This is a genomic window from Salinicola lusitanus (genome assembly GCF_003206045.1).
GTDB lineage: Bacteria > Pseudomonadota > Gammaproteobacteria > Pseudomonadales > Halomonadaceae > Salinicola > Salinicola lusitanus.
Genome location: NZ_PZJM01000009.1, coordinates 300,171 through 323,038, shown reverse-complemented (window position 1 = coordinate 323,038; position 22,868 = coordinate 300,171). Strand labels below are relative to the sequence as shown.

General features: G+C 62.8%; 22 protein-coding genes. 6 read left to right on the top strand and 16 right to left on the bottom strand.

Annotated elements, in window-relative coordinates; translation table 11 throughout:
* Nucleotides 1-48: 48 nt before the first annotated feature.
* The 7 genes from DOM45_RS14790 to pdxY all read right to left on the bottom strand — a co-directional run bounded on the left by DOM45_RS14790 (nucleotide 49) and on the right by pdxY (nucleotide 5,819).
* Nucleotides 49-435 (bottom strand): tautomerase family protein, encoded by a 387-nt coding sequence (locus DOM45_RS14790; protein ID WP_110601714.1) that lies wholly within the window; start codon nucleotides 433-435, stop codon nucleotides 49-51.
* 221 nt (nucleotides 436-656) lie between these two features.
* Nucleotides 657-1,877: a HEPN domain-containing protein gene (locus DOM45_RS20105; protein WP_157958446.1), complete on the bottom strand. Its 1,221-nt coding sequence runs from the start codon at nucleotides 1,875-1,877 to the stop codon at nucleotides 657-659.
* 194 nt (nucleotides 1,878-2,071) lie between these two features.
* Nucleotides 2,072-2,509 (bottom strand): hypothetical protein, encoded by a 438-nt coding sequence (locus tag DOM45_RS20100; protein WP_157958445.1) that lies wholly within the window; start codon nucleotides 2,507-2,509, stop codon nucleotides 2,072-2,074.
* Between the two features lie 529 nt (nucleotides 2,510-3,038).
* Entirely contained in the window at nucleotides 3,039-3,422 is a 384-nt protein-coding gene (locus DOM45_RS14785; RefSeq protein WP_110601713.1) for a nuclear transport factor 2 family protein, read from the bottom strand.
* Between the two features lie 70 nt (nucleotides 3,423-3,492).
* On the bottom strand, nucleotides 3,493-3,894 hold the full coding sequence (locus DOM45_RS14780; protein WP_110601712.1) for a MerR family transcriptional regulator: 402 nt from the start codon (nucleotides 3,892-3,894) through the stop codon (nucleotides 3,493-3,495).
* A gap of 184 nt (nucleotides 3,895-4,078) precedes the next feature.
* On the bottom strand, nucleotides 4,079-4,966 hold the full coding sequence (locus tag DOM45_RS14775; RefSeq protein WP_110601711.1) for a DUF72 domain-containing protein: 888 nt from the start codon (nucleotides 4,964-4,966) through the stop codon (nucleotides 4,079-4,081).
* Nucleotides 4,947-5,819 carry a pyridoxal kinase PdxY gene (pdxY, locus tag DOM45_RS14770; RefSeq protein ID WP_110601709.1) on the bottom strand — a complete coding sequence of 291 codons (873 nt, stop codon included), beginning with the start codon at nucleotides 5,817-5,819 and terminating at the stop codon, nucleotides 4,947-4,949. Before pdxY ends, DOM45_RS14775 begins: the two co-directional genes overlap by 20 nt.
* A 186-nt stretch (nucleotides 5,820-6,005) precedes the next feature.
* Between pdxY and mltA the strand changes: the two genes are divergently transcribed.
* Entirely contained in the window at nucleotides 6,006-7,130 is a 1,125-nt protein-coding gene (mltA, locus tag DOM45_RS14765) for a murein transglycosylase A (RefSeq protein WP_110601708.1), read from the top strand.
* A gap of 46 nt (nucleotides 7,131-7,176) precedes the next feature.
* Here the strand turns inward: mltA and DOM45_RS14760 are convergent, their stop codons facing one another.
* Nucleotides 7,177-7,746: an HdeD family acid-resistance protein gene (locus tag DOM45_RS14760; protein ID WP_110715281.1), complete on the bottom strand. Its 570-nt coding sequence runs from the start codon at nucleotides 7,744-7,746 to the stop codon at nucleotides 7,177-7,179.
* A gap of 103 nt (nucleotides 7,747-7,849) precedes the next feature.
* On the opposite strand from DOM45_RS14760, the gene DOM45_RS14755 reads away from it, so the two are divergent.
* A complete protein-coding gene (locus DOM45_RS14755) occupies nucleotides 7,850-8,779 on the top strand; it encodes an oxidoreductase (protein WP_110601706.1) in 930 nt (309 codons plus the stop codon).
* 4 nt (nucleotides 8,780-8,783) lie between these two features.
* On the opposite strand, the gene DOM45_RS14750 is transcribed toward DOM45_RS14755, so the two are convergent.
* The 6 genes from DOM45_RS14750 to DOM45_RS14725 form a co-directional block, all read right to left on the bottom strand.
* A complete protein-coding gene (locus tag DOM45_RS14750) occupies nucleotides 8,784-8,978 on the bottom strand; it encodes an SDR family oxidoreductase (protein WP_240612411.1) in 195 nt (64 codons plus the stop codon).
* A gap of 183 nt (nucleotides 8,979-9,161) precedes the next feature.
* Nucleotides 9,162-10,823 (bottom strand): BCCT family transporter, encoded by a 1,662-nt coding sequence (locus tag DOM45_RS14745; protein ID WP_110601704.1) that lies wholly within the window; start codon nucleotides 10,821-10,823, stop codon nucleotides 9,162-9,164.
* Nucleotides 10,820-11,026 (bottom strand): hypothetical protein, encoded by a 207-nt coding sequence (locus DOM45_RS14740; RefSeq protein WP_110601703.1) that lies wholly within the window; start codon nucleotides 11,024-11,026, stop codon nucleotides 10,820-10,822. The genes DOM45_RS14745 and DOM45_RS14740 overlap by 4 nt, the downstream gene beginning before the upstream one ends.
* Nucleotides 11,027-11,228: 202 nt before the next feature.
* Nucleotides 11,229-12,302, bottom strand: a complete 1,074-nt coding sequence (locus DOM45_RS14735) for an FAD-binding oxidoreductase (protein WP_110601702.1) — start codon at nucleotides 12,300-12,302, stop codon at nucleotides 11,229-11,231.
* A 1-nt stretch (nucleotide 12,303) separates the two neighbouring features.
* On the bottom strand, nucleotides 12,304-13,548 hold the full coding sequence (locus tag DOM45_RS14730) for an aromatic ring-hydroxylating oxygenase subunit alpha (RefSeq protein ID WP_110601700.1): 1,245 nt from the start codon (nucleotides 13,546-13,548) through the stop codon (nucleotides 12,304-12,306).
* Between the two features lie 105 nt (nucleotides 13,549-13,653).
* On the bottom strand, nucleotides 13,654-15,696 hold the full coding sequence (locus DOM45_RS14725) for an NADH:flavin oxidoreductase (protein WP_110601699.1): 2,043 nt from the start codon (nucleotides 15,694-15,696) through the stop codon (nucleotides 13,654-13,656).
* Nucleotides 15,697-15,917: 221 nt separating this feature from the next.
* Between DOM45_RS14725 and DOM45_RS14720 the strand changes: the two genes are divergently transcribed.
* The 3 genes from DOM45_RS14720 (at nucleotide 15,918) to DOM45_RS14710 (ending at nucleotide 18,366) form a co-directional block, all read left to right on the top strand.
* Nucleotides 15,918-16,565 carry a TetR/AcrR family transcriptional regulator gene (locus tag DOM45_RS14720; protein WP_198651690.1) on the top strand — a complete coding sequence of 216 codons (648 nt, stop codon included), beginning with the start codon at nucleotides 15,918-15,920 and terminating at the stop codon, nucleotides 16,563-16,565.
* Nucleotides 16,566-16,678: 113 nt separating this feature from the next.
* Nucleotides 16,679-17,428, top strand: coding sequence for an electron transfer flavoprotein subunit beta/FixA family protein (locus tag DOM45_RS14715; protein ID WP_110601696.1), 750 nt, complete (start codon nucleotides 16,679-16,681; stop codon nucleotides 17,426-17,428).
* An 11-nt stretch (nucleotides 17,429-17,439) separates the two neighbouring features.
* Nucleotides 17,440-18,366 carry an electron transfer flavoprotein subunit alpha/FixB family protein gene (locus DOM45_RS14710; RefSeq protein WP_110601694.1) on the top strand — a complete coding sequence of 309 codons (927 nt, stop codon included), beginning with the start codon at nucleotides 17,440-17,442 and terminating at the stop codon, nucleotides 18,364-18,366.
* 194 nt (nucleotides 18,367-18,560) lie between these two features.
* Here the strand turns inward: DOM45_RS14710 and DOM45_RS14705 are convergent, their stop codons facing one another.
* The gene (locus tag DOM45_RS14705) at nucleotides 18,561-19,745 is read right to left on the bottom strand and encodes an S-(hydroxymethyl)glutathione dehydrogenase/class III alcohol dehydrogenase (RefSeq protein ID WP_110601692.1); all 1,185 of its coding nucleotides are present in this window, start codon (nucleotides 19,743-19,745) and stop codon (nucleotides 18,561-18,563) included.
* A 254-nt stretch (nucleotides 19,746-19,999) separates the two neighbouring features.
* On the opposite strand from DOM45_RS14705, the gene DOM45_RS14700 reads away from it, so the two are divergent.
* Nucleotides 20,000-21,085: a CobW family GTP-binding protein gene (locus tag DOM45_RS14700; protein WP_110601690.1), complete on the top strand. Its 1,086-nt coding sequence runs from the start codon at nucleotides 20,000-20,002 to the stop codon at nucleotides 21,083-21,085.
* Here the strand turns inward: DOM45_RS14700 and DOM45_RS14695 are convergent.
* Nucleotides 21,078-22,856, bottom strand: a complete 1,779-nt coding sequence (locus tag DOM45_RS14695) for an ABC transporter permease subunit (RefSeq protein WP_240612410.1) — start codon at nucleotides 22,854-22,856, stop codon at nucleotides 21,078-21,080. The genes DOM45_RS14700 and DOM45_RS14695 overlap by 8 nt on opposite strands.
* Nucleotides 22,857-22,868 lie beyond the last annotated feature (12 nt).

The window sequence follows — 22,868 nt, the reverse complement described above, 5'->3', positions numbered from 1 at the left end:
AGTACTCGGTTGGTTCCACGTGCATGAGTCTAGGCAATAGCTGCCACGTCAGACATTCACCGAATATTGTAGATCACGCGCTTCATCTCCGGTCATGCCACGAAATCCCCAGCAATGAGCGGGCTGCTCCTTGAGCGTGATCTCGATATCGATGGGCGATATGCCGATCTCGGCTTCTATCTGGCGGAAAAGCGCCTTGATCAGAGCCTTCTGCGTCTCCTTGGACCGCCCTTGCATCATATTGATTTCGATAACCGTGTAAGCCGACGTTCTATCGTCAGGGAAATAGAAATCCTCTGCATCCAGCGGTACAAACCGATGGGCACGCTTGCCCTCCGGCATCCCGAGAACCTCCTGCATGCAGCCATGAATGACATTCGAAAGCTGCGCCTTGATAGGGTTAATGTGCTCCTTTATGCCATACACGAAGATCATGTAAGCCTCCAAAGAATGTGCATCTAATAAATTGACCTGCAAAGGGCCTAATTAGTAGAAATACTGAAAAGCTAACGCCGCATTAAGGTGTGAGCAACGCTACCACGAAACTTAACCTAGCCACCATAAACACTGAACTCAACGATGGAATGAAAAATGCCATGCGTTGGGAATCACTCTTAAACGCTTTGTTAGATGAATGCGCACACCCATATTAACAGTTAGTGAAAACAATCGCCTTCATACTTTTTCTTGCGTAAAAGCAATTGAAAGTCGTCCGGTTTTTTCAAGGCCAACTTAACTGTAACCGCGATTAGACGTAAAATTGTCAAAGCAACAAACTCCCTAACCACGCGAAGTTTTTTAGGAGATACTGAGTTTGTACCTGTGTGAGCAATTTTAGAACGTTCTGAATAGAGCTCTTTTACTTTTTTTTCTACATTTATACGCTCATCTACAGTATTTCCGTGCAAAAATGCACATTGTTCAGCGATACTGGACATAACTGAAGCTGTTATAACACCTTTTTCATCCAGTTTTAGTAAGGCTTCTAATGCTATTACAGCCTTTAAATAGGCACTTGCTTTATTTGTATCCATATAAGACTCACCTAACCATTCAATAGCACTTGCCATTTTTCTATCAAATGAAGTTGTAGGTGTAAGTGCTATTCTTACCAAGCTATCATAGAAATCTGTGTATTCCCTTGGTAGTAAACTGTTGAGAGTTGAAACATCAAGACTAGATATAAAACCATTATTCTTCTCATCACCAGATATAACTCCCCCATCGAAGTTAATTACTGCATCTTGGTAAGGTTTAAAGTTAACTCGAAGTACACCAACGGAATAATCCATATATTTTTCATTTAGCAAGAACGCAAGCAACAACTCAAATTTATTAAACATGCTATTTGATAACTCTAGGGCTTTCCAATGGTCTTTTGCATCAATTAAGCATTCTATAGCTACAAGATCATAATCTTGGTTATATTTGTGTTTCACTTCGAATTCTGAATCAAACAATGAACTAACTTGTTCCTTATGCCTAGGAAGATCATATATTGTAAGATTTTCAAATTCCATGGGATCAGTTGAATCACTTAAATTAACACCATGAACAACCTTGATAACCTTATGTTTTTTCATTTCTAAACTATTAATTATCCTGACAAACTCCTCAATTCTTAAATTATAATCAATGTCATTATCATTTTTACGCGAAATCAACACTCTTCTTATAGTAATTAATACAAATTCCTGAGATAAGCCTTCAGCAACTTTTAACTGCATAAAACGGTCTAAAGCATCTTCAAATTGTTCTTGGTCATCAATAGTCATACATTTTGCATCAGTTGCATTGAATTCAAACTCAGATTTTCCTTCTAAGTAGTTTCGCGATAATTTACACAAACGAAATATATTAAGAGCTCTAGTTTTCATTTCATACATACTCAATTTAAACAACAAGATACTACTTAAGAATACTTTCCTATCACAATCACTCAAAGAACAGATTAAAATAATTGACAGTTCTCAATGCTTCCTAAATCATCTAACGCCCCGCTAAACGGCGAGCGTTAGCGAGTCCGGTGGAGGCTGCGCCTTTTGCAGCCGGAACGAATTTGAGCGGTTTGTTATGCCTTTTCACGATTTTTCTTTAGCCGCCTTGACGCTGAACATACTTCATTAACTAGCTTTGCCCCAGATGTACTGAGCAGATAAGCCGATTTATCTATTTCTGCCATTGACTTAGTGCCATCAGCCATTGCGTGAGTTAAATCGTTGCGATCTTCTTTCCATTGATGGATACGATCCATAAGAGGGTCGTTGAAGTAAGCAACCAGTAGCGGATCATTCGGCTTTCGCTGCCGAATTTCCTGCATCTTTTTACCTAGCATCCGAATTGGGCGATGGTTAGCGTAAGTAGCGCCACCCGACTGCCTAAGAGCAGATAGAAGCCGGTCTTCTAGAACCGTATATGCAAACCAACATGCTTCGAGATAAAACCCTTGTTCGTGGGCAGACTTCATTCTGCTCATAAGCTCTTTGTAGTGGTTGTTTTTCTCACTCAAACCCGGAAACTCCTTTTAGGCATAACAGGTATTAGGTAGCGCGCTCTTTTTTTCTTGAACGAGCGCGCATATTCAACAACCTTATGTAGCTTGGCCTTTCGCATCTAACGCATTGATTTTTAATCAACACTCAGAATAATTAGGCGTGATTTGCAGAATTCACGTGCTCGCGCGTTTTGCTCAATCTGATATCGCTGTTCATAGATACAGTCATGTGGCGCTGGGTCGTTCGGCAGGCTTTACTGATACACGCCACGCTACCGCCAGCCATGGAGGATGACGGTGCTTCCCATCATCCCAGCGCGGCTGTCCCTTGTTAGCTTGTGGCTCTGTAAGCCATTTCTTTTGCTGTTATACGCACAGTAACCAAGCATTACATTAGAAACAACGCCACGAAAGCATTAATCAGTCGTGGCGTCAGGTGGAGGGCGCTGTTGTGTCGAAAACCGAAGATTATTTAAGAGGGGGAAGGGTCACTGGCCACTTTCCGTGACAAGAATGGCCAGATTGAAGCGCTAGCCGTAGGTACTCAGTACATCGGATTTCCGTTCTTGGTTTCATCTGGAATTCTCTGGATGGAATCCCAATGCTCTACGATCTTGCCGTTGTCGTCGAAGCGGAAAAAATCCATCGTGACGTACTCATCGCCGCCGGGCCAGGTCTGGTGCGTGTGTAGGGATACCAGATCGGCTTCGGCCACCGCGCGCACGAACTCGATTTCCTTCCCGGGATACTGCTCAGCCATTGCCGTGAAGTAATCGACGAACGCTTGCTTTCCATTACCGACCACCGGGTTGTGCTGAATGTAGTCAGCGCCGACGTACGTTTCGACGGCAAGGGTAGGGTCGCCGAGATAAGCCGTGCGATAGAAGGCGATCGCATTGCGCTTGTTGGCTTCCAGGTCATGTTGCATGCCGTTGCTCCGTGCAGTTTGACTACCATTGAAGGAGCCGCAGAGCAGAACCGTGTGTACCAACCAGCGCTCAGTGACCCTGTTCCGCCGCCTTCAACTCTCCCAATGCACCTTTGCACCGTTCTTCGACCTGATCCAGCTCGCGCTGCATGATGCGGATGTCTTCGAGCTGGCGTTCGAGATTGGCGCGTTTGTCGGCGAGGATCTCGAGCAGGCGCTCGAGTTGTCGGATGCTGCCGTCGTGACGGGTGTCGTAAAGGTCGAGCACTTCGCGAATCTCGATCAACGAGAAACCGAGACGCTTGCCGCGCAGGGCGAGCTTGAGGCGAACGCGGTCCTTCTCGTGGTAGACGCGGGTCTTGCCGCGCCGCTCGGGGGAGAGCAGGCCCTCCTGCTCGTAGAAGCGGATGGTGCGGGTGGTCACATCGAAGTGTTGCGCGAGTTCGCCAATGGCATAGGTCTGGCCGGACACGGCGTTATTCTCTTGTATGATTTTCTCTACCCTAGCGTTAATTGACCTTTACGTGAAGATCAACGTTAAGCGGAGCAGCCCCCACGCATCGGCACCGCGGACAGGCGGTCACTGACCCTGCGTGATGGGCGACATGGGGTCGACGAAGCGTGCTCGAGTTATCAACAGCCTGTTTCAGATTTGTCTAAAACAGCGAATTCTGTCGCTCGCCCGGGAACTCGGCCAGCGACGGCAATTCGATCCGTTCGGCGATACGACTGTAGAACTTTCGTGCCAGTTCCGGCGCCTGGCGGTTGTCCGGTGTATGCACAAAGAGAAAAGGGGTTTTCCCCTGTTTTATCCACAGGGTGAGGCGTTCTATCCACGGTTCGAAACGGGCCAGGTTAATGGCTTCGTCGAAGTGCCCGATAAATCGAATAACGGGATTGACCGCCGTGCAGAGCACGTGTAATGGGACTTTCGGCTTTTCGCCCTGCGCCTTGGCGAGCCGGTTGTCAAGCCCTGGGGGTGTGGCAAAGAGCGCGCGCACGTCGAGCATGACCCGATTGGCGTCTTGACTTATCAACAAGCGGTTGAATGCCTGTTCTGGTGCCCCCTTGTGGAAAAAATCACTGTGCCGGACCTCGACCGCGCAGGGTATCTCCCGTGGCCAGTGAGTGAGTAATCGCTCGAGGGTCGGCAGCTCGCCCTGGCCGAAATCTCTGGGTAGCTGGACCATGATCGGCCCTAGACGATCTTTCAACGGTGAGAGGCGCTCGATGAAGCGTTCGAACTCATTGTCGATGTCGCGCAGGCGCTTGCCATGGGTCAGCTGGCTGGGCAGCTTGAAGCAGAAACGAAAGGTCTCGGGCGCCTGCTCGGCCCAGGCCGCGACCGTCTCCGCCTTGGGAATGCCGCTGTAGAAGGTGGTGTTGCCCTCCACGGCGTTGAACACGCTGGCGTAGTCGCGCAGCTCCACGTCGCCGTGGCCGGGTAGCAGGCTGCCTTGCCAGTCGGTGTTGGCCCACATCGCCATGCCCAGGTAGAGCGGGGGTTCATGGGTCGTGGCGAGGTTATCTGAGACGTTCGGCATGAAGAGTGACGGTCGGTGAAACGATATCCTGCTGCGCGGCGATCATCGCCAGCTCGCGGGTGCCGGCGCGGCGGGTGTGTTCGAACAGCATCTGCACCGCGGCGGCGGTCTGCTCCAGGGCGCGAGCGGGGCCTTCTTCGGTAAGCCCGGCGCGCAGGCTGTGGGCGAGGAACATCGCGGCAGTGAAGTCGCCGGCACCGTTGGGCGCGATGGCGAAGTCGACCTTGGGCGTGGCGATCCGCCAGCTGCCACTGGGGGCGTCCACCAGCATGCCGATGTGTCGCTGGTCGTCACCCTCGACTTCCAGCGAGGTGATCAACACCACCCTGGGGCCCTTGGCGCGTAGTGCGGCGGCGGCGGCAAGGGCGTCTTCCAGGGTGTTCACTTCCCGCCCGGCCAGGAAGGCGAGCTCGAACTGGTTGGGGGTGACGATATCGGCGCGGGCGATGGCGTGGTCGCGCATCCACTCGGGGATCCCTTCGCGGACGAAGAAGCCGCGCCCGACGTCGCCCATCACCGGATCGCAGCAGTAGAGCGCCTGCGGATTGGCCTGCTTGACCCGGTCGACGCTATCCAGCACGGCGCGACCGATGCCTTCGTCGCCCATGTAGCCGGAAAGCAGGGCGTCGACATCGTCGAGCCCGACCAGCGATTCGACCCCATCCAGCACGTTCCTGAGATGGTCCGGGCTGAAGACATCGCCGGTAAAGGCGCCATAGCCCGTGTGGTTGGAGAACTGGACGGTGTTGATGGCGGTGACTTCCAGCCCCAGCCGCTGCAGCGGAAACACGGCGGCACGGTTGCCGACGTAGCCATAGGCGACGTGGCTCTGAATGGAGATGACATGGGTCATGAGACGGTCCTGCCGCGAGAGCAAAGCGCACAGTGTAATGCGATGGGGAAGGAACTTGCAGCGGCTGTCTTTGGTCGATACCTCGCTCGACGCCATCGAGCGGCGGCGATATGCTCGCTCCAGCTTTTATCCATCGTCCCGTTTATCCGCCTTCGTCTGTGCATCGTGTTCAAGGATCGAATCTGCATGCTTTCAAGCGCCCCGCGCCAGCGCGCATCGTCACTCCGCTTCTCCTGGCTGCTGGCCGCTCTCTTTTTCGCCCTGCTGGTGGCGGGCTGCTCCAGCGGTCCGGTCATGACCCCGGCACCAAGCGGTAGCCCGGAGGCGCGGGTCGAACAGCCGGCGCGCAAGACCACCTGGCACCACCTGCCGGGCTGGAACCGGGACCAACCGATGGCGGCATGGAGCGCATTCCGGGAGAGCTGCAAGCGGCTCGAGCGCAAGCCGACATGGAAGAGCGTCTGCCACGATGCCCGGTCGGTCGATCCGCTCAATGCGCTGGCGATCCAGAACTTCTTCGAGAGCCGTTTCGTGCCGTATCGCGTGACCAATAGCGACGGCAGCGCGACCGGCCTGATCACCGGCTACTACGAGCCGATCCTGCGCGGCTCCCGCGTGCGCGGCGGGCCCTACCAAACGCCGCTCTACCAGTACCCGAAATACTGGAAGCGACATACCCACGTCGGCCCGACCCGCGCCGAACTGATGCGCAGCGGCGATCTCGATGGCACCGAACTGGTGTGGGTCGACGACCCGGTGGAGGCGGCCTACCTGCAGATTCAGGGCTCCGGCCGCGTCGAAATGACCGACGGCACCACCATGCGGGTGGCCTACGCCGGCACCAACAACCAGCCGTTCCGCTCCTTCGCCAAGCGCCTGATCGACCGGGGCGAGATCACGCCCGCCCAGGCCACGCTGCCCGGCGTGCGCGACTGGGCCCGCCGCCACCCGGGCCAGGTGGAGGAAATGCTCAACGTCAATCCACGCATGGTGTTCTTCCGCGAGCTCAAGGGCAGCGAAGCGCTGGCCGATACCAGCGGCCCGGTGGGCGCGCTGGGGGTGCCGCTCACCTCCGAGCGCAGCATCGCGGTCGACCCCGACGAGATCCCGCTCGGCGCGCCGGTGTTCCTCTCCACTACCCAGCCGCTCTCCAACCAGCCGCTGCAGCGCCTGATGGTGGCTCAGGACACCGGCAGCGCGGTCAAGGGCGCGGTGCGCGCCGACTTCTACTGGGGCCACGGCGACGCCGCCGGCGAGGCCGCCAGCCGGATGAAACAGCGGGGCGAGATGTGGGTGCTGATGCCCAAATGAGAGAGCGCCCAATCGCTTGGGCGCTCTCTGGACATTGCGGCCCTCGCTAGCGAGGGCCGGCGAACATCTTGCGCACCCGCAATGCCGCGATCACCTGGATGACGCCGTAGACCAGCGCGACGATCCCGATCCACAGCGCAGTGGCCACCAGGCCGCTGAGCGGGCTGACGACGAGCAGGATGCCCAGCAGCAACGCCAGCACCCCACTGAGAACGGTCCATCCCTCGCCGGGCGCGGCCCAGCCCTGGCCGGCCACCGGGCGGCGAATGCGCAGCCCCAGCAGCAGGCGATAGACGCCGGCGATGATCAGCCAGATACCCACCAGCACCAGCAGCGCGCTGGCCATGGAGAGCGGATCGAAAATCGCGAGCAGGCCGAACAGTATCGACAGCACGCCGTAGCCGATCAGCCATCCCTTGCCCGCGCCTCGATAGGCCGTCGCCGTCATGAACAGCGTGGAGACGCCTTCCGCCAGTGCCATGATGCCCATGATCCAGGTCAACGCCGCGATGGCGGCCAGCGGCTGAAACACCGCGATCAGGCCGAATACGATGGCGATGACGCCGAACGCCATCAGGATCCACCAGCTACGTCCGATGAGACTTCTCGTTGCCATTGACGACTCCCATTGATATCCCTGTTCGAGGAAACCTGAACGCTGCACCGACTCCATCGTTCAATACCGATCTTTAACATAGACCTTCACGGGAGTGACTTCGATGACCGAATCCGCCCCGGCGGCAGCGCCGCTGGCCATCGTCACCGGCGCCACCGCCGGACTCGGACTGGAGACTGCCAAGGGCCTGGCAGCGAACGGGTATCGCGTCATCGTCGCCGGGCGCAATGCCGACAAGGGCAAGCTCGCCTGCCACGCGGTGCGTGCCCATCAGCCCGGCGCAGAGGTTCGCTTCGAGTGGCTCGATCTCGACAGTCTCGCGTCGGTGCGCCAGTTCGCCGCGCGCCTGCGCGAGCGCGAAACCGAGCTGCACCGGCTGATCAACAACGCCGGCATCATGGCGCTGCCCAAGCGCGAGCGCACCGAGGACGGCTTCGAGCGCCAGTTCGGGGTCAACTATCTCGGCCACTTCCTGCTCACCAGCCTGCTGCTGCCGCTGCTGGTCGCCGCCTCGTCGGGGGATTCCGCACCTGCCCGCGTCGTCCAGCTCTCGAGCCTGGCGCATCGCGGCGGGAAGATCGCTTTCGATGATCTGAATGGCGAGCGCGACTACGACCCGTGGCGCGCCTACCGGCAATCGAAGCTCGCCATGCTGCTGTTCGCCCAGGCGCTGCAGCGGCAGAGCGACCGGCACGGCTGGGGGTTGTTGAGCGTCGCCGCCCATCCCGGGCTCTCCCGCACGGCGCTGTTCGATGCCGGCGTGAAGAGTCGCGCCCTGATCGGCCAGGCGTTCAAGCTGGTGATGCCGCTGATCAGCCAAACCGCCGACCAGGGCGCCAGGCCCACGCTTCACGCCGCGCTCGCCGACGACGTGGGCCCCGGCGACTACTTCGGCCCCGACGGCTTCAGCGAGACCCGCGGCGCACCCAAGCGCGCCCATCGCAGCACCGCGGCCAGGGACCAGGCGGTGGAAGATCGGCTGTGGACGGTGTCGTGTGAATTGACCGGGGCGGCGTGGTCATCGGATGGTTGAAGATTCACGCCACGGGAATGGTACCGCCGTCGACGACGAACTCGGACCCGGTGATGCTCGCCGCCCTGGATGACGCCAGGAAAGCGATGAGATTGGCCACTTCCCCGGGCGAGGAGGGCCGCCCCAGCGGAATGCCCCCGAGCGACTGCATGATGATCTCCTTGCCGCCCTCGTAGTCGGTGCCCGCCTCCTCGGCCAATCACTCGGCGGACTGCTGCTCTCCTACTACACCAACCTACCTGCATCCTCCTGCATCCTCCTGCATCGCCGCGCTGAGCTTCGGGCTCTATGCGTTGAGCCGGCTGCCCATCCGCGCCCTGCGTGCGTGAATCGAGCAGCGTCGACGGCAGGAGCACCACCGACGCTGGTTCACGGTGCGTCGTCAGCTCGCGGGGGCGCGCGCCGCCCTGTGCTGACGTGGCTCAGTCATCAATCCCCTGACGATCCCGTAGCAGGCGATCACCAGCACGATGGTGAAGGGTAGCCCTGTCGATACGGCCGCCGCCTGCAGTCCGCCGAGCCCGCCGCCCAGCAGCAGGGCGATGGCGATGGCGCCCTCGATCAGACACCAGAACACGCGCTGCGAGGTGGGCGCATCGACCTTGCCGCCGGCCGTGATGGAGTCGATCACCAGCGAGCCGGAGTCCGAGGAGGTGACGAAGAACACGATAACCAACACGATACCCAGCACCGAGGTGATGGTGGAGAGCGGGAGCTGGTCCAGCATCACGAACAGCTTGAGTTCGAGCGCGGCGTTCTGCACGCCCTGGAAGCCATCGACCAGTTGCTGATGGATGGCAGTCTCGCCGAAGGCGGTCATCCACAGAATCGACACCAGAGTCGGCACCAGCATTACCGAGATCAGGAACTCACGCACGGTGCGACCGCGGCTGACACGCGCGATGAACATGCCGACGAACGGTGACCAGGAGATCCACCAGGCCCAGTAGACCGCCGTCCAGCCCTGACTGTAGCCCTCGTCCTCACGCCCGAACGGCATCGACAGCGCTGGCACGTGCTCGAGATAGGAGGCGATGTTGGTGAAGAAGTCGGTGGCGATCATCCGCGTCGGGCCGACGATCAAGACGAACAGCAGCAGCAGGAACGCCAGCCCCATATTGATCATCGACAGCCGCTGCACGCCCTTGTCCAGCCCCGAGAGCACCGAGATCAGGGCGATACCGGTAATGGCGAAGATCAGCAGGGTCATGGTGGTGTTGGTATTGGGGATGCCGAATAGATAGTGAAGACCCGCCGAGGCCTGCGCGGCCCCGAAGCCCAGCGAGGTCGCCAGCCCGAACAGCGTCGAGAACACCGCCAGGATATCGATGCAGTGACCCGGCCAGCCCCAGATACGCTCACCCAGGATGGGGTAGAAGACGGCACGCATGGTCAGCGGCAACCCCTTGTTGAAGGAGAACAGCGCCAGGGCCAGCGCCACCAGGCTGTACGCCGCCCAGGGATGCAGCCCCCAGTGATAGATGGTCGCGGCCATGCCCAGTGACAGCGCGGCCGCCTCGTCGCCCTTCGCCCCACCGAGCGGCGCATAGGCACTGCCGTTCAGCGAACTGTCGAAATGAGACATCGGCTCGGAGACGCCGTAGAACACCAGCCCGATCCCCATCCCGGCGGCAAACAGCATCGCGAACCAGCCGAAGTAGCTGTAGTCGGGTTTGGCATCGGGGCCACCCAGGCGAACCCGCCCTAGCGGCGAGAAGATCAGGCCGAGACACACCAGCACGAAGATATCGGCGCCCAGCAGGAAGACCCAGCTCAGGTTACCCGTGAGCCAGTCACGCACGCCGTTGAGCACCGGCTCGACCTCGTTCTGGAACGCCAGCACCAGGAACACGAAAGCCAGGATCACCAGCGACGAGACGGTAAAGACCTTGCCATGCAGATCGACATTGATCCCGAAGGCTCGGGTCGAGACGTTGTCCTGACCGATGACATAGTCGGTATTGATCGGCGTCGTCTCCCCCTCGGGGCTACGAATTCCCTCGCGGCTTCCCGGCTGCGCCGCGTCGTTAGGCTGCTTGGTCATGTCAGGCTCCTCCCGGCAGCGGTCAGCTCGGTACCGTCGACCGCATCACGGCAATACCGACGGGCGGCCATCGACATGACGGCCCGTCGCCGCGGAGGCGCGGCCGTTGCGTTGATACAGACGGCATCGAGATCGACACGGTTCAGGCAGCCGGCACTGACGACAGCGCTGGCGGGAGGCGCCGAAAAGATGACAGCGTTCATAGGATCACTCCTGAGCAAAATCCGTTGTTTGGTTATCTCGTTTTGCTTCATCGACACTTGTTATCGGTTTTTTAAGCCAAGCCATCCGGTGATCTTGTCGCTGCCCTCGATGTTGCACGAAAACGGCATTCGCTCGTCGACTTTTCGTACAGAACCCAAAGCATGCGCAATGGGCAACGCTCGCCGAGCGAGCCCCGGCAGATCAGGCATCGATCACCACCGCGCCACGGGGGTGAGAGCAGCACGCCAGCACATAGCCGGCCTCGATGTCTGCGTCGGTGATGCCGCCGTTGTGCACCATGTGCACGTCTCCCGCCAGCTTCTTGACCTTGCACGAGCCACAGACCCCGAAGGTGCAGCCAGAGGGGATCGACACACCCGCGGCTTTGGCCGCGCCGAGCAGGGTGTCAGTCTCGCTGCAGCGATGTGTCACCGCCGAGCGCGAGAACGCTATCTCGGCGCGGCTCTCTTCGTCGAGCACCACGCTGTCGGGCACGTCGCTGGTCTCGGGCAGCGGCGCGTCGAAGCTCTCCTGGTGATAGTGATTCTCGAGATCGAAGCCGAGCCCTACCAGCGCATCGCGCACCGCCTGCATGAACGGCTCGGGACCGCAGCAGAAGACTTCGCGCTCGAGGTAGTCCGGCGCCATCAGCCCCAGCATCAGCTGGTTGAAGAACCCCTGATAGCCGGTCCAGGGGGTATAGCGGTCGGTCTGCTCGACCACCCAGCGCAGCTCGATACCGGTGACGCGCGAGGCGATGTGTTCGAGGCGCTCGCGGAAGATGATCTCCGAGGGGCGCCGCGCGCAGTTGACGAAGACAATGTCGGGATCGCGACCCTGATCGTAGAGATAGGTGGTCATCGACATCATCGGCGTGATGCCCGAGCCGGCCGAGAGGAACAGGTACTTCCTGGCTGGGGCATTGTCCAGCGAGAAGCGGCCCACCGGCCCGATCGCCTTCACGCGCATGCCCGGCTGCAGGTGATCGAGCATCCAGCGCGTCCCTATCGAGCCGCTCTGCGCCTTGACCGTGATGGTCAGCGACATCGGCCGCGAGGGCGACGAGGAGATGGTGTAGGTGCGATGAACGACGCCCTCGGCGGTCGGCAGCGCCAGGGTCAGGAACTGGCCCGGTAGAAAGCTGAACAGCCCGCCCGAGGGCGCCTGGAAGCAGAAGGTGGCCACATTGGGCGCCTCAGGCAGTACCGAGACGCATTCGAGTGTTTCGCTGTCGTGCCAGAACGTCGGCGGCGCTCCAAGGGCGAGTGCACTCATCTCAGACCTCCACCGCCCGCAGGCGCGTGCCGCTCACCGGTATGGCAAGCGCCTCGCAGTACCACTCGACGAACTGCTCCACCCCGTTTTCCTGGATCTGGGAGTAGGGCCCCGGCTCGTAGCCGAGCGAGAGGATGCCGAGCTGGTTGTTCTCGACCACCTGACGATCCTCGTCGTTGGTGCGCAGCCACACTTCGGTCAGCCGATCGAGATCGTAGTCGACCCCCTCCACGGCATCCTTGTGCACCAGCCAGGTGGTGGTGACTTCGGTCTCGGTGGCACTGATCGGGTTGACGCGGAAGGTCAGCGAATGGTCCGGCAGATAGTGCGACCACATCGACGGATAGTGGAATTTCAGCAGCGTACCCGGTTCGGCCAGCCCCACGCGCCCCAGTGGACGCGTCACCGCGGGCTTGCCGTCCAGGGTGTAGCTGACCGCGCCCTCCTCCAGCGGCATCCGTGCCAGCCGGTACTGACCGCTGTCGGCAATCTGGAATCTGGAGGGTATACCCGCAGCCTCGCAGCGCTCGAAGTGCTGGGCGAGGCGCTCGGGTGTGGAGCCGTCCGGCAGTACGCCGGCGACGGCCGGATCGGGGGAGAAGGAGCGGCACAGCGACGGGTGGTTGACGCCGCAGTGGTAGCACTCGCGATTGTTCTCCCACACCAGTTTCCAGTTGCCCTTCTCGACGATGGTCGAGACATGCGCCACCTTGGCCTGATCGAGGTCATGGATCTGCAGATAAGGCGCTGCGAGCGCCGCGTAGGCTTCGAAGTCCGGGGCCTGCCGTGCCAGGCAGATGAACACCAGCCCGCACAGTTCACGACAGTGGATCGGCTTGAGGGCGTGCGCCTCGGGGTCGAAGTCGGCCGGCATGTCGCGCGCCCAGAGCAGGCGGCCATCGAGTTCGTAGGTCCACTGATGGTAGGGGCAGACCAGCTTGGCCAGATGGCCGTCGCCGGGTTGGCACAGCACCGACCCGCGATGGCGGCAGGTGTTGTGAAAGGCGCGGATGACACCGTCCTGACCGCGCACGATCAGCACCCCGGCCCCGGCAACGCGCAGGCTGACATAGCCGCCCGGCTTGGTCAGTTGGCACGCCGGCAGGGCGAAGAGCCACTGCCGCTGGAAGATGCGTTCGAGATCGGCGTGAAAGATCTCGTCGTCGGTGTAGAAGGGCTGCTCGAGCGAGTGGCCGGCGCGGCGCCGGGCGAGCAGCTCGTCCAGTTCGGAAGTCGATATAGGCATGGTGGAAAACCCTCGTGTTGGCTCCGTCGAGCCCCTGACATAGGTTTGGTGCAGGCGTTTTGAACCTCGAGCCGCGACTGCAGCAGCCATCCTGGCCGGCGCCGCTTACAGATCCTTGACCAGACGCAGTGCGTCATAGATCGCCGCATGGGTGTTGCGATGCGAGATCGCATCGCCGATACGGAACAGTTGGAAGCCCTCGGCCGCGTCCGCCGGCTTCACGATCGGCTGCGGGTCACCCACGATCAGCTTGTCGTAGTCCACCGCGCCCTGATTGCTCGACAGCGGCTTGAGCGACTCGTAGAGATCCTCCATCGGCAGGGTGCCGAAGTTGACCACCACCTGATCGACGCGGCGCTCCTTGCCCACACGGGTGTAATCGCTCTCCACCGAAGCCACCAGCTCGTCGCCCTCGCGGCGCAGCGCGACCAGCCGGAAGGTCGGCGTGAAGGTGGTATCGAGCACCTGCAGCGAGCGCATGTAGGGCACCAGGTTCATCCCCATCACCTCGGGCGCCAGCGCGCGGTCGGCGGTCATGTACTCGACCCGGGCCCCGCTCCTGGCGATGATCTCGGCGGCCTGCAGCGCGGTGTGATCCCCGGCTTCGTCGTAGACCAGCACATTGCGCCCCGGCTTGACGTGCCCCGAGAGAATGTCCCAGCCAGTCACCGCCAGTTCGTTGCCCTGGGCCAGCGCCTGCTCGTTGGGCAGCCCGCCGGTGGCGACGATGACCACGTCCGGCGACTCGGCGGCCACCTCGTCCTGCTCGGCGAAGACGTTGAAGTGGAAGGTGACGCCCAGCGCCTGGCAGCGCTCGTAGCGCCAGTCGATGATGCCCATCATCTCGCGCCGACGCTCGCTCTGGGCGGTGAGGCGAATCTGTCCGCCCGGAGCGTCGGCGGCCTCGAACACCACCACCTCGTGGCCGCGCTCGGCGGCGACCCGGGCCGCTTCCATCCCCCCGGGGCCGGTTCCCACCACCACCACTTTGCGCCGCGTCACGGCCGGCGCAATGGTGTGCGGCATGCTCGTCTCGCGCCCGGTAGCCGGGTTGTGGATACAGTAGGCGGCACCGCCCTGATAGATGCGATCGAGACAGTAGTTGGCACCGACACAGGGTCGGATCTCCTCCTCGCGCCCCTCGATCACCTTGCGCATCAAGTGGGGGTCGGCCATGTGCGCGCGGGTCATGCCGATCATGTCGACCTTGCCCGAGGCGATGGCGTACCGCGCGGTGGCGACGTCCTGGATCTTGGCCCCGTGAAAGGTGGGGAAGTCGATCTCACGCTTGATGTCGCCGGCCAGGTCGAGATGCGGTGCGCTGGGCATGCCCTGGATGGGGATGACGTCGGTGAGGCCGGCATCGGTGTCGATGTGCCCCTTGACCACGTTGAGAAAGTCGATCAGTCCACTGTGCTTGAGCCGGCGCGAGATCTCCATGCCGTCATTGGCGTCGAGGCCACCGGGCAGACACTCGTCGCCGGTATAGCGCACGCCCAGCAGGAAGTCGTCGCCGACCCGGGCACGAATCGCCGAAAGCACCTCGAAGGTGAAGCGCAGGCGATTGTCCAGGCTGCCGCCGTAGGGGCCGTCGAGTTCGTTGGTCAGGGGCGACCAGAACTGATCCATGAGATGGCCATAGGCCTGGATCTCGAGCCCGTCGAGCCCCGCGGCATGCATGCGCTCGGCAGCATCGACATAGTCTTGGATCACCCGCTCGATATCCCACGGCTCGGCCTTCTTGGGATAGGCCCGGTGGGCGACCTCGCGGTGATGGGACGCCGATAGCACCGGCAGCCAGTCGCCCTTGTCCCAACGCGTGCGCCGACCCAGATGGGTGAGCTGGATCATCACCGCGGTGCCGTGCTCGTGGCAGGCGTCGCTCAGCTCGCGCATCCACGGCACCACCTCGTCCTGATAAGCAAGGATGTTGTTGAACACCGGCGGGCTATCGCGGGATACCGCCGCCGAGCCGGCGGTCATGGTCAGTGCCACACCGGCCTTGGCGCGCTCGGCGTGGTAGGCGCGATAGCGCGCCTTGGGCATGCCGTCTTCGGGATAGGCGGGCTCGTGGGAGGTCAGCATGACGCGGTTCTTGAGTGTCAGGTTCTTGAGCGTCAGCGGCTGCAGCAGGGGATCGTTCTTCACGGTCAGGCACCCTTGTTGTCGTGGGGTTGACACCACGCTAGCGCTCGCTGTACACCAGTGTCAACTGAGAATACAGTTGTGTACACGGATGTCGACGTCTGATGTTCAGGAAATGCCGAAAGCGGTGTTCACGCCGGGGCCAAGGTGCTCGTGGCGATCTAAAACACCGGCCTCCGGCCTGCTACGCTCAGCGTCCTGCCCATCGCCACCAAGGACTCATCGTGAAAGACGAACTCGCCAATAATCGCAAGGCCTGGGTCGATGCGGCCTACACGCTGCTGATCGGCGCCGGGGTCGGTGCGGTCAAGATCGTGCCGCTGGCCAAGCAGTTGAAGACCTCGCGGACCAGCTTCTACTGGCTGTTCAAGGATCGCGAGGAGATCCTGGAGGCGCTGCTGGCGCGCTGGGAGGCGCAGAACACGCAGGCCGTCATCACCCAGAGCGAGCGCTACGCGGCGACGATCGTCGAGGCCACGCTCAACGTCTTCGACTGCTGGTTCGACCCGGCGATCTTCGACTCCGAGTTCGAGTACGCCGTGCGCAGCTGGAGCCTGCAGGACCCGGCGGTGGCCACCCGCGTCCAACGGGCCGACAGCGCACGCCTGGGCGCGCTGAAAGCGATGTTCGCGCGCTTCGGTTATCCCGAGCTGGAGGCCGATACCCGGGCGCGTACCGTCTATCTGCTACAGATCGGCTACATCTCCATGCATATCCAGGAGAGCAAGGACACGCGCATCACCCGAATCGCCGAATACGTGCGCATCTTTACCGGTCAGCCCTGCACCGAGAGCGATATCGCGCGCTTTGCCGACCGTCATCGCGCGCGCTTTCGCACGTCGGCGACCCCAGCGGCGAAGAGCGCCACATGAGTTTCCCGAAGGTCGACCAGTTCGACACCCGGCGGGCCGTACCTTGGGACGCCGCACCTTAGGACATAGCCGCCGGTATCTGCTGATTCCCATCCCACTCGAGAGGTATACGCATGAAGGTCCTCGTCGGCGTCAAACGGGTCATCGATTACAACGTCAAGGTACGGGTGCGCCCGGATCACAGCGATGTCGATCTGACCAACACCAAGATGGCCATGAATCCGTTCTGCGAGATCGCGGTGGAGGAGGCGCTGCGACTCAAGGAGCGTGGCGTGGCCAGCGAGATCGTGGCTGTCAGCATCGGCCCCAAGGCGGCTCAGGAGCAGCTGCGCACGGCGCTGGCGCTGGGCGCCGACCGCGCCATCCACATCGAGAGCGAGGAGAGGCTGGATTCTCTCGAGGTCGCCCAGGTGCTGGCCCGGCTCGTCGCCGAGGAGCAGCCGGGGCTGGTGATCCTGGGCAAGCAGGCGATCGACAGCGACAACAATCAGACCGGGCAGATGCTCGCCGCCCTCACCGGCATGGGCCAGGGCACCTTCGCCTCGCGCCTGGAGGTGACGGATGAGGAAGTCCAGGTAACGCGCGAGGTCGACGGCGGCCTGCGCACGCTGGCCTTGCGCCTGCCGGCGGTGATCACCACCGATCTGCGTCTCAACGAGCCGCGTCACGCGCGCCTGCCCGACATCATGAAAGCCAAGAAGAAGCCCATCGATAGCCGTGGGATCGACACCGTCGGCCTCGCCGCCAGCGGCTATCTGCGCCTCGAGCGGGTCGAAACCCCGGCGGCACGACAGGGCGGCAGCAAGGTCGCCTCGGTCGATGAGCTGGTCGACAAACTCAAACACGAAGCCAAAGTCCTGTGACAGGAGAGTCCATGAGCACACTGATCGTGGTAGAGCATCGGGATGGCGCCCTGACCGCCTCCACGACCCACGTGGTCGCCGCGGCCCGCGCCCTGGGCACAGAGGTCGACCTGCTGGTGGCCGGTGAGGGGATCGACGCCGTGGCCGCTGCCGCCGCCCGTCTCGACGGCGTGCGTGCGGTTCTCACGGCGGATCATGCGGTCTATGCCCACCAGTTGGCGGAGCCGATGGCGGCGCTGATCGTCGCCTGCGTGGACGACTACAGTCACCTCCTCGCAGCCGCCTCCAGCAGCGGCAAGGACATCCTGCCGCGGGTTGCCGCGCTCAAGGGCGTGCCGCAGATATCCGACATCATCGCCATCGAGGCGCCCGACACCTTCAAGCGGCCCATCTATGCCGGTAGCGCCATCGCCACGCTGAGCAACCACGCCCCGCTCAAGGTGATGAGCGTGCGCACCAGCGCTTTCGATGCCGTGGCAGAGACTGGCAGCGCCGAGATCCGCGCGCTCGGTATCGTGGTCGACAACACGCTGTCCACCTTCGTCGGCGACGAACTCGCCACCAGCCACGGGCCGGAACTCGGCAGCGCACGGGTGATCGTGTCCGGCGGGCGTGGCCTCGGCAGTGGCGAGAACTTCAAGCTGCTCGACGGCGTCGCGGCCAAGCTCGGGGCGGCCATCGGTGCCTCGCGCGCCGCAGTGGACGCAGGCTATGCCGCCAACGACCTGCAGGTGGGCCAGACCGGCAAGGTGGTGGCGCCGGATCTCTATATTGCCGTGGGCATCAGCGGCGCGATCCAGCATCTCGCCGGGATGAAGGACTCCAAGGTGATCGTGGCGATCAACCAGGACGAGGAGGCGCCGATCTTCGGCGTCGCCGACTACGGGCTGGTGGGTGACCTGTTCGAAGTGATACCGGCCCTCGAGAGCCGGCTGTAGATCTGGCGCCTCCAGCGCTTGCGTGTTTTGACCTGTTGCGGCTCAAGCGAGGCGCGCCTCATACCGCCTGGCGAAAGCGCATCACCGGTAGTGGCTCGTCGGGCAAAAACAGAAGGCCCACGTAGGCAACGACAACGCCCGACTCTGACGAGCCGGGCGTCCCTGCGACCTCGGGCGGAGCGGAAGCGCCGCGATCAGGCGGGCTCGGGGGTCTTCTGGTTGTCGCCGAGGGTCACCCCGGGCAGATCCCCGGTCATCGTCTCCTGCGGCTGGTAGTGGATCACCGAGCGGATCGCCTCACCGCGGTGGAGCAGATCGAACGCCGTGTTGATGCGATCGTGGGTCATGTTGTGGGTGATGTAGGGGTCGACGTCGAAGCGCCCCGACAGCCACTCGTCGACCATGCCCGGCAGCTCCGAGCGCCCCAGCACGCCACCGAAGGCGCTGCCGCGCCAGACCCGCCCGGTGACCAGCTGGAACGGGCGCGTGGCGATCTCCTCACCGGCGCCGGCGACGCCGATGATGATGCTCTCGCCCCAGCCCTTGTGGCAGCACTCCAGCGCCGCGCGCATCAGGTGCACGTTGCCGACACACTCGAAGGAGAAGTCGACACCGCCGTTGGTCATGTCGATGATCACTTCGTGCAGCGGCTCGGGGTGCTCATTCGGATTCAGGCACTCGGTGGCGCCCAGCGACTCGGCCAGGGCGAACTTGGCCGGATTGACGTCGATCCCGATGATCCGCCCCGCGCCCTGCAGCTTGGCGCCCTGGATCACCGCCATGCCCACCGCGCCGAGGCCGAAGACCGCGACGGTATCCCCCGGCTGCACCTTGGCGGTGTTGCGCACCGCGCCGATGCCGGTGGGCACCGCACAGCCCATCACGCACGCCTTGGACAGCGGCGCCTCGGGGTTGATCTTGGCCACCGCGATCTCCGGCAGCACGGTGTACTCGCTGAAGGTGCTGGTGCCCATGTAGTGGCGCAGCATCTTACCCTTGTAGGAGAAGCGGCTGGTGCCGTCCGGCATCAGCCCCTGCCCCTGGGTCTTGCGAATCGTCTGGCACAGGTTGGTCTTGCCGGACCGGATATAGGGGCAGTTGGGGTCTTCCGGAGTATAGAGCGGGATGATGTGATCGCCCGGCGCGACCGAGGTCACGCCCTTGCCGATCTCCTCGACGATACCCACGCCCTCGTGCCCCAGCACGCAGGGGAAGAGCCCTTCGGGATCGCGCCCCGAGAGCGTGAACATGTCGGTGTGGCAGAGGCTGGTGGTGACGATTCGGACCAGCACCTCGCCCGCCTTGGGCCCTTCGAGATCGATCTCTTCGATCTCCAGTGGGCGATTCGGCTCCCAGGCAATGGCGGCGCGCGTTTTCATGAGGACCTCCGTCAACGGAAAAGTGAGGCAAGGTCGCAGTGACCCTGAGTCGTGACTGTGAATAGCGACGTTGAGTCGAGACTTGGCGTAGTGGCCTTGAGGGCATCACGCCGGCGGGCCGACACGCTACACTCGTGACGATACCGGCATGTTCAATTTAAGATACGTTATAACATAACATTTAGATCACGCTATCGGTTTCCGACAGAAAGCTTTCCACCGACGACACTCATCCGCCCTCTGGTCCGCCTGCCATGCCCAAGACCGCGACGACCCCGATCCCCGTCACCCTGCTGACCGGCTTTCTCGGCAGCGGCAAGACCACCCTGCTCAATCGTCTGGTCCGCCAGCCCGACATGGACCGCACCCTGGTGATCATCAACGAGTTCGGCGAGATCGGGCTCGATCACCGCCTGTTCAGCACCACCGACGAGACCGAGGTGGTGGCGCTGGAGAGCGGCTGCCTGTGCTGCACCATCCGCGGCGACCTCGCCCGCACGCTGCGCGATGTGCCCTGGCGCTACGCCCGGGAGGGCCGGCGCCAGTTCGATCGGGTGGTGATCGAGACCACCGGCCTGGCCGATCCGGCGCCGATTCTGCACACCCTGATGACCGAGCCCAGGCTGGTCGGTCAGTACCGGCTCGACGGCATCGTCACCACCGTCGATGCCGTCCACGGCAGCGCCACCCTCGACCACCACCCGGAAGCGCTCAAGCAGGCCGCGGTGGCCGACCGCCTGCTGCTGACCAAGGCCGATCTGGCGCCTCTAGAGGCGCTGGCGGCACTCGCCCGGCGGTTGGCCGAGATCAATCCGGGGGCCGGCCAGCGCCATGTCGTCCAGGGCGAGATTGAAGCCGCCGCCTTGACCGGGCTGGGGCTGATGGGGGCAGACGGCACCCGCCCCGATCTCGCCCGCTGGCTCGACGCCTACGCCCAGCCACCGAGTCTGGCCGGGCTGGCCTTCAGCACCGGCCCCGCGGCTGCCGGGTCACTGCTCGCCCCGGCGGGCAGCGACACTCCCGGGCAAGACCCCAACCGCCACGACGACCGCATTCGCGCCCACTGCTTCACCCTGGACGCACCGATCGAACTCGGCCGCTTCGAAGCCTGGCTCGAGCTGATGACGGCGCTGATGGGCGAGAACATGCTGCGCATCAAGGGCATCCTCAACCTCGCCGGGCGCGAGCGCCCCACCGTGATCCACGGCGTGCAGCACATCTTCCACCCGCCGGTGGAGCTCGACGCCTGGCCCGATGACGACCGCCGCTCGCGGCTGGTATTCATCACCCGGGACATCCCGCGCGAATCGCTGGAGAGCGTGCTGGTGGCAGTCACGTAGAAACGCCCCGCGAACGCCACCGCGGCAGCGACCCGGCACTGGAGAGCGAGACCGCCAGAATCGACATCAGCACCAGCGCCAGCGCGGGCACCAGCACCGCCCAGGGCGCGCGTTCGAGATAGGGCAGGCTCTCGGCCAGCAGCAGCCCCCACTCCGGTGCCGGTGGCCGCGGCCCCAGCCCGAGAAAGCCCAGCGCCGCCAGCGCCAGTGCGGTGCCCGGCAGGCGCAGCATGGCGTGGCGGAACACCGGGCCGACCACCGCCGGCAGCAGATAGCGGGTGAGCAGCCGCAGCCGCCCCACCCCGAGCATCGGGGTGATGCGCACATGCGGCTGGCCCAGCGTCTCGGCCACCAGCGCCGCGGTATGGGCCGCCAGTGGCGCCCAGCTGACCAGGGTGACCGCGATCACCGCGCCGCTGGCGCTCGGCCCCAGCAGGCCGGCGACGATCAGCCCGGCGATCACCGGCGGGGTGGCATTGGTGATCTCGATCGGCCCCGCGGCGAGGCGCGGCATCAGTCCGATCGTCACCCCGAGCAGAAAGCTGATGCCCACCGCCAGCAGCGCCATGCCCATGGTCGAGAGCGCGCCATGACTCACCCGCGCCAGAATGTCGCGACCGATCCCGTCGGCCCCCAGCGGCAGCGCCAGGCTCGGCGGCTGCAGCCGCAGATAGGCCGAACTCAGCGGGTCGCGCCCCAGCCCGGCGACGATGATCAGCGCGAGCGCTAACGCCGCCAGGGCAGGTACCAGCCAGCGCCAGCGCCCGGGCTGGGGTGGCGTCACTGCCACCGGCACCGCGCCGGCACGCAGCGTACGCCCCAGCAGCAACGTCCGGCACAGATTGGCGCTCCCGCCGAGTACGATGGCGATGACGATCAGTATGAGAATACCGGTCTGCAGCGCCGGCAGATCCTGCGCCGAGGCGGCCCCCAGGGTGGCCCGCCCCAGCCCGGGAATGGAGAACACCTGCTCCACCGCGATCGCGCCGCCGGTCAGCCCCACCATCACCAGCCCCACCTGCGGCAGCAGGCTGGGCAGGGTGCGCTGGATCGCCGCCAGGGCGATACGCCGGCGCGCAAAGCCGGCCACGTGCCAGGTCACTACCCAGCGCTCGGAGAACGCCGCCGTCAGCGCATCGCTGAACAGCCGCCCCAGCAATCCGCCGCCGGGCAGGCCGAGGGCCACCGCCGGCAGGATCAGATGGCGCCAGTCACCCCAGCCATAGGGCGGCAACCAGCGTAGCCAGGCGGCAAAGATCACCAGCAAGAGCGCCGCGAGCAGAAACTCCGGCAGCGCGGTGAGCGTCGCCCCCAGCGCACCGGAGGTCGGCGTCGCCTCGCCGGCTAGCCCGCGCTTGAGCGTCGGCAGGCAGATCAGCAGGGTGACCACCAGCGCCACGCCCAGCGCTGCCACCATCAGCGTCAGCGAGACCTGCGCTGCCTGTAACATGCCCGGCAGCACCGGCGTGCCGGAGATCCACGACACCCCGGCATCGCCCCGGAACAGCCCGCTCAGCCAGTGCCCCAGCTTCTCGAACGGCCCCATGGCGAGGCCGAGCTGGGCACGGATGGCGTCCAGCGCCTCCGCGCTCGGGTTCTGATCGCCGGCCCGGGCGCGCAGAATGCTGAGCGCCGGGTCGCGCCCGGAGAGCCACGGCAGCAGCCCCACCAGTACCACCACGCCGGCCAGCGTCACCAGCCGCGACAGCGTCGGCAGCAGGCGCTGCCACGCCTCCCAGTGCCATGCCACCCCGGTAGACCGCGGGGTCACACTCGCTGGCTC

Excerpts from the sequence above, each read along its gene's own strand:
- DOM45_RS14785 (WP_110601713.1), bottom strand. The coding sequence starts at position 3,422 with ATGCAACATGACCTGGAAGCCAACAAGCGCAATGCGATCGCCTTCTAT.
- DOM45_RS14735 (WP_110601702.1), bottom strand. The coding sequence starts at position 12,302 with ATGAGTGCACTCGCCCTTGGAGCGCCGCCGACGTTCTGGCACGACAGC.
- DOM45_RS14775 (WP_110601711.1), bottom strand. The coding sequence starts at position 4,966 with ATGCCGAACGTCTCAGATAACCTCGCCACGACCCATGAACCCCCGCTC.
- DOM45_RS14730 (WP_110601700.1), bottom strand. The coding sequence starts at position 13,548 with ATGCCTATATCGACTTCCGAACTGGACGAGCTGCTCGCCCGGCGCCGC.
- DOM45_RS14790 (WP_110601714.1), bottom strand. The coding sequence starts at position 435 with ATGATCTTCGTGTATGGCATAAAGGAGCACATTAACCCTATCAAGGCG.
- DOM45_RS14715 (WP_110601696.1), top strand. The coding sequence starts at position 16,679 with ATGAAGGTCCTCGTCGGCGTCAAACGGGTCATCGATTACAACGTCAAG.
- DOM45_RS14755 (WP_110601706.1), top strand. The coding sequence starts at position 7,850 with ATGACCGAATCCGCCCCGGCGGCAGCGCCGCTGGCCATCGTCACCGGC.
- mltA (WP_110601708.1), top strand. The coding sequence starts at position 6,006 with ATGCTTTCAAGCGCCCCGCGCCAGCGCGCATCGTCACTCCGCTTCTCC.
- DOM45_RS14700 (WP_110601690.1), top strand. The coding sequence starts at position 20,000 with ATGCCCAAGACCGCGACGACCCCGATCCCCGTCACCCTGCTGACCGGC.
- pdxY (WP_110601709.1), bottom strand. The coding sequence starts at position 5,819 with ATGACCCATGTCATCTCCATTCAGAGCCACGTCGCCTATGGCTACGTC.
- DOM45_RS14760 (WP_110715281.1), bottom strand. The coding sequence starts at position 7,746 with ATGGCAACGAGAAGTCTCATCGGACGTAGCTGGTGGATCCTGATGGCG.
- DOM45_RS14740 (WP_110601703.1), bottom strand. The coding sequence starts at position 11,026 with ATGAACGCTGTCATCTTTTCGGCGCCTCCCGCCAGCGCTGTCGTCAGT.
- DOM45_RS14745 (WP_110601704.1), bottom strand. The coding sequence starts at position 10,823 with ATGACCAAGCAGCCTAACGACGCGGCGCAGCCGGGAAGCCGCGAGGGA.
- DOM45_RS14705 (WP_110601692.1), bottom strand. The coding sequence starts at position 19,745 with ATGAAAACGCGCGCCGCCATTGCCTGGGAGCCGAATCGCCCACTGGAG.
- DOM45_RS20105 (WP_157958446.1), bottom strand. The coding sequence starts at position 1,877 with ATGAAAACTAGAGCTCTTAATATATTTCGTTTGTGTAAATTATCGCGA.
- DOM45_RS14710 (WP_110601694.1), top strand. The coding sequence starts at position 17,440 with ATGAGCACACTGATCGTGGTAGAGCATCGGGATGGCGCCCTGACCGCC.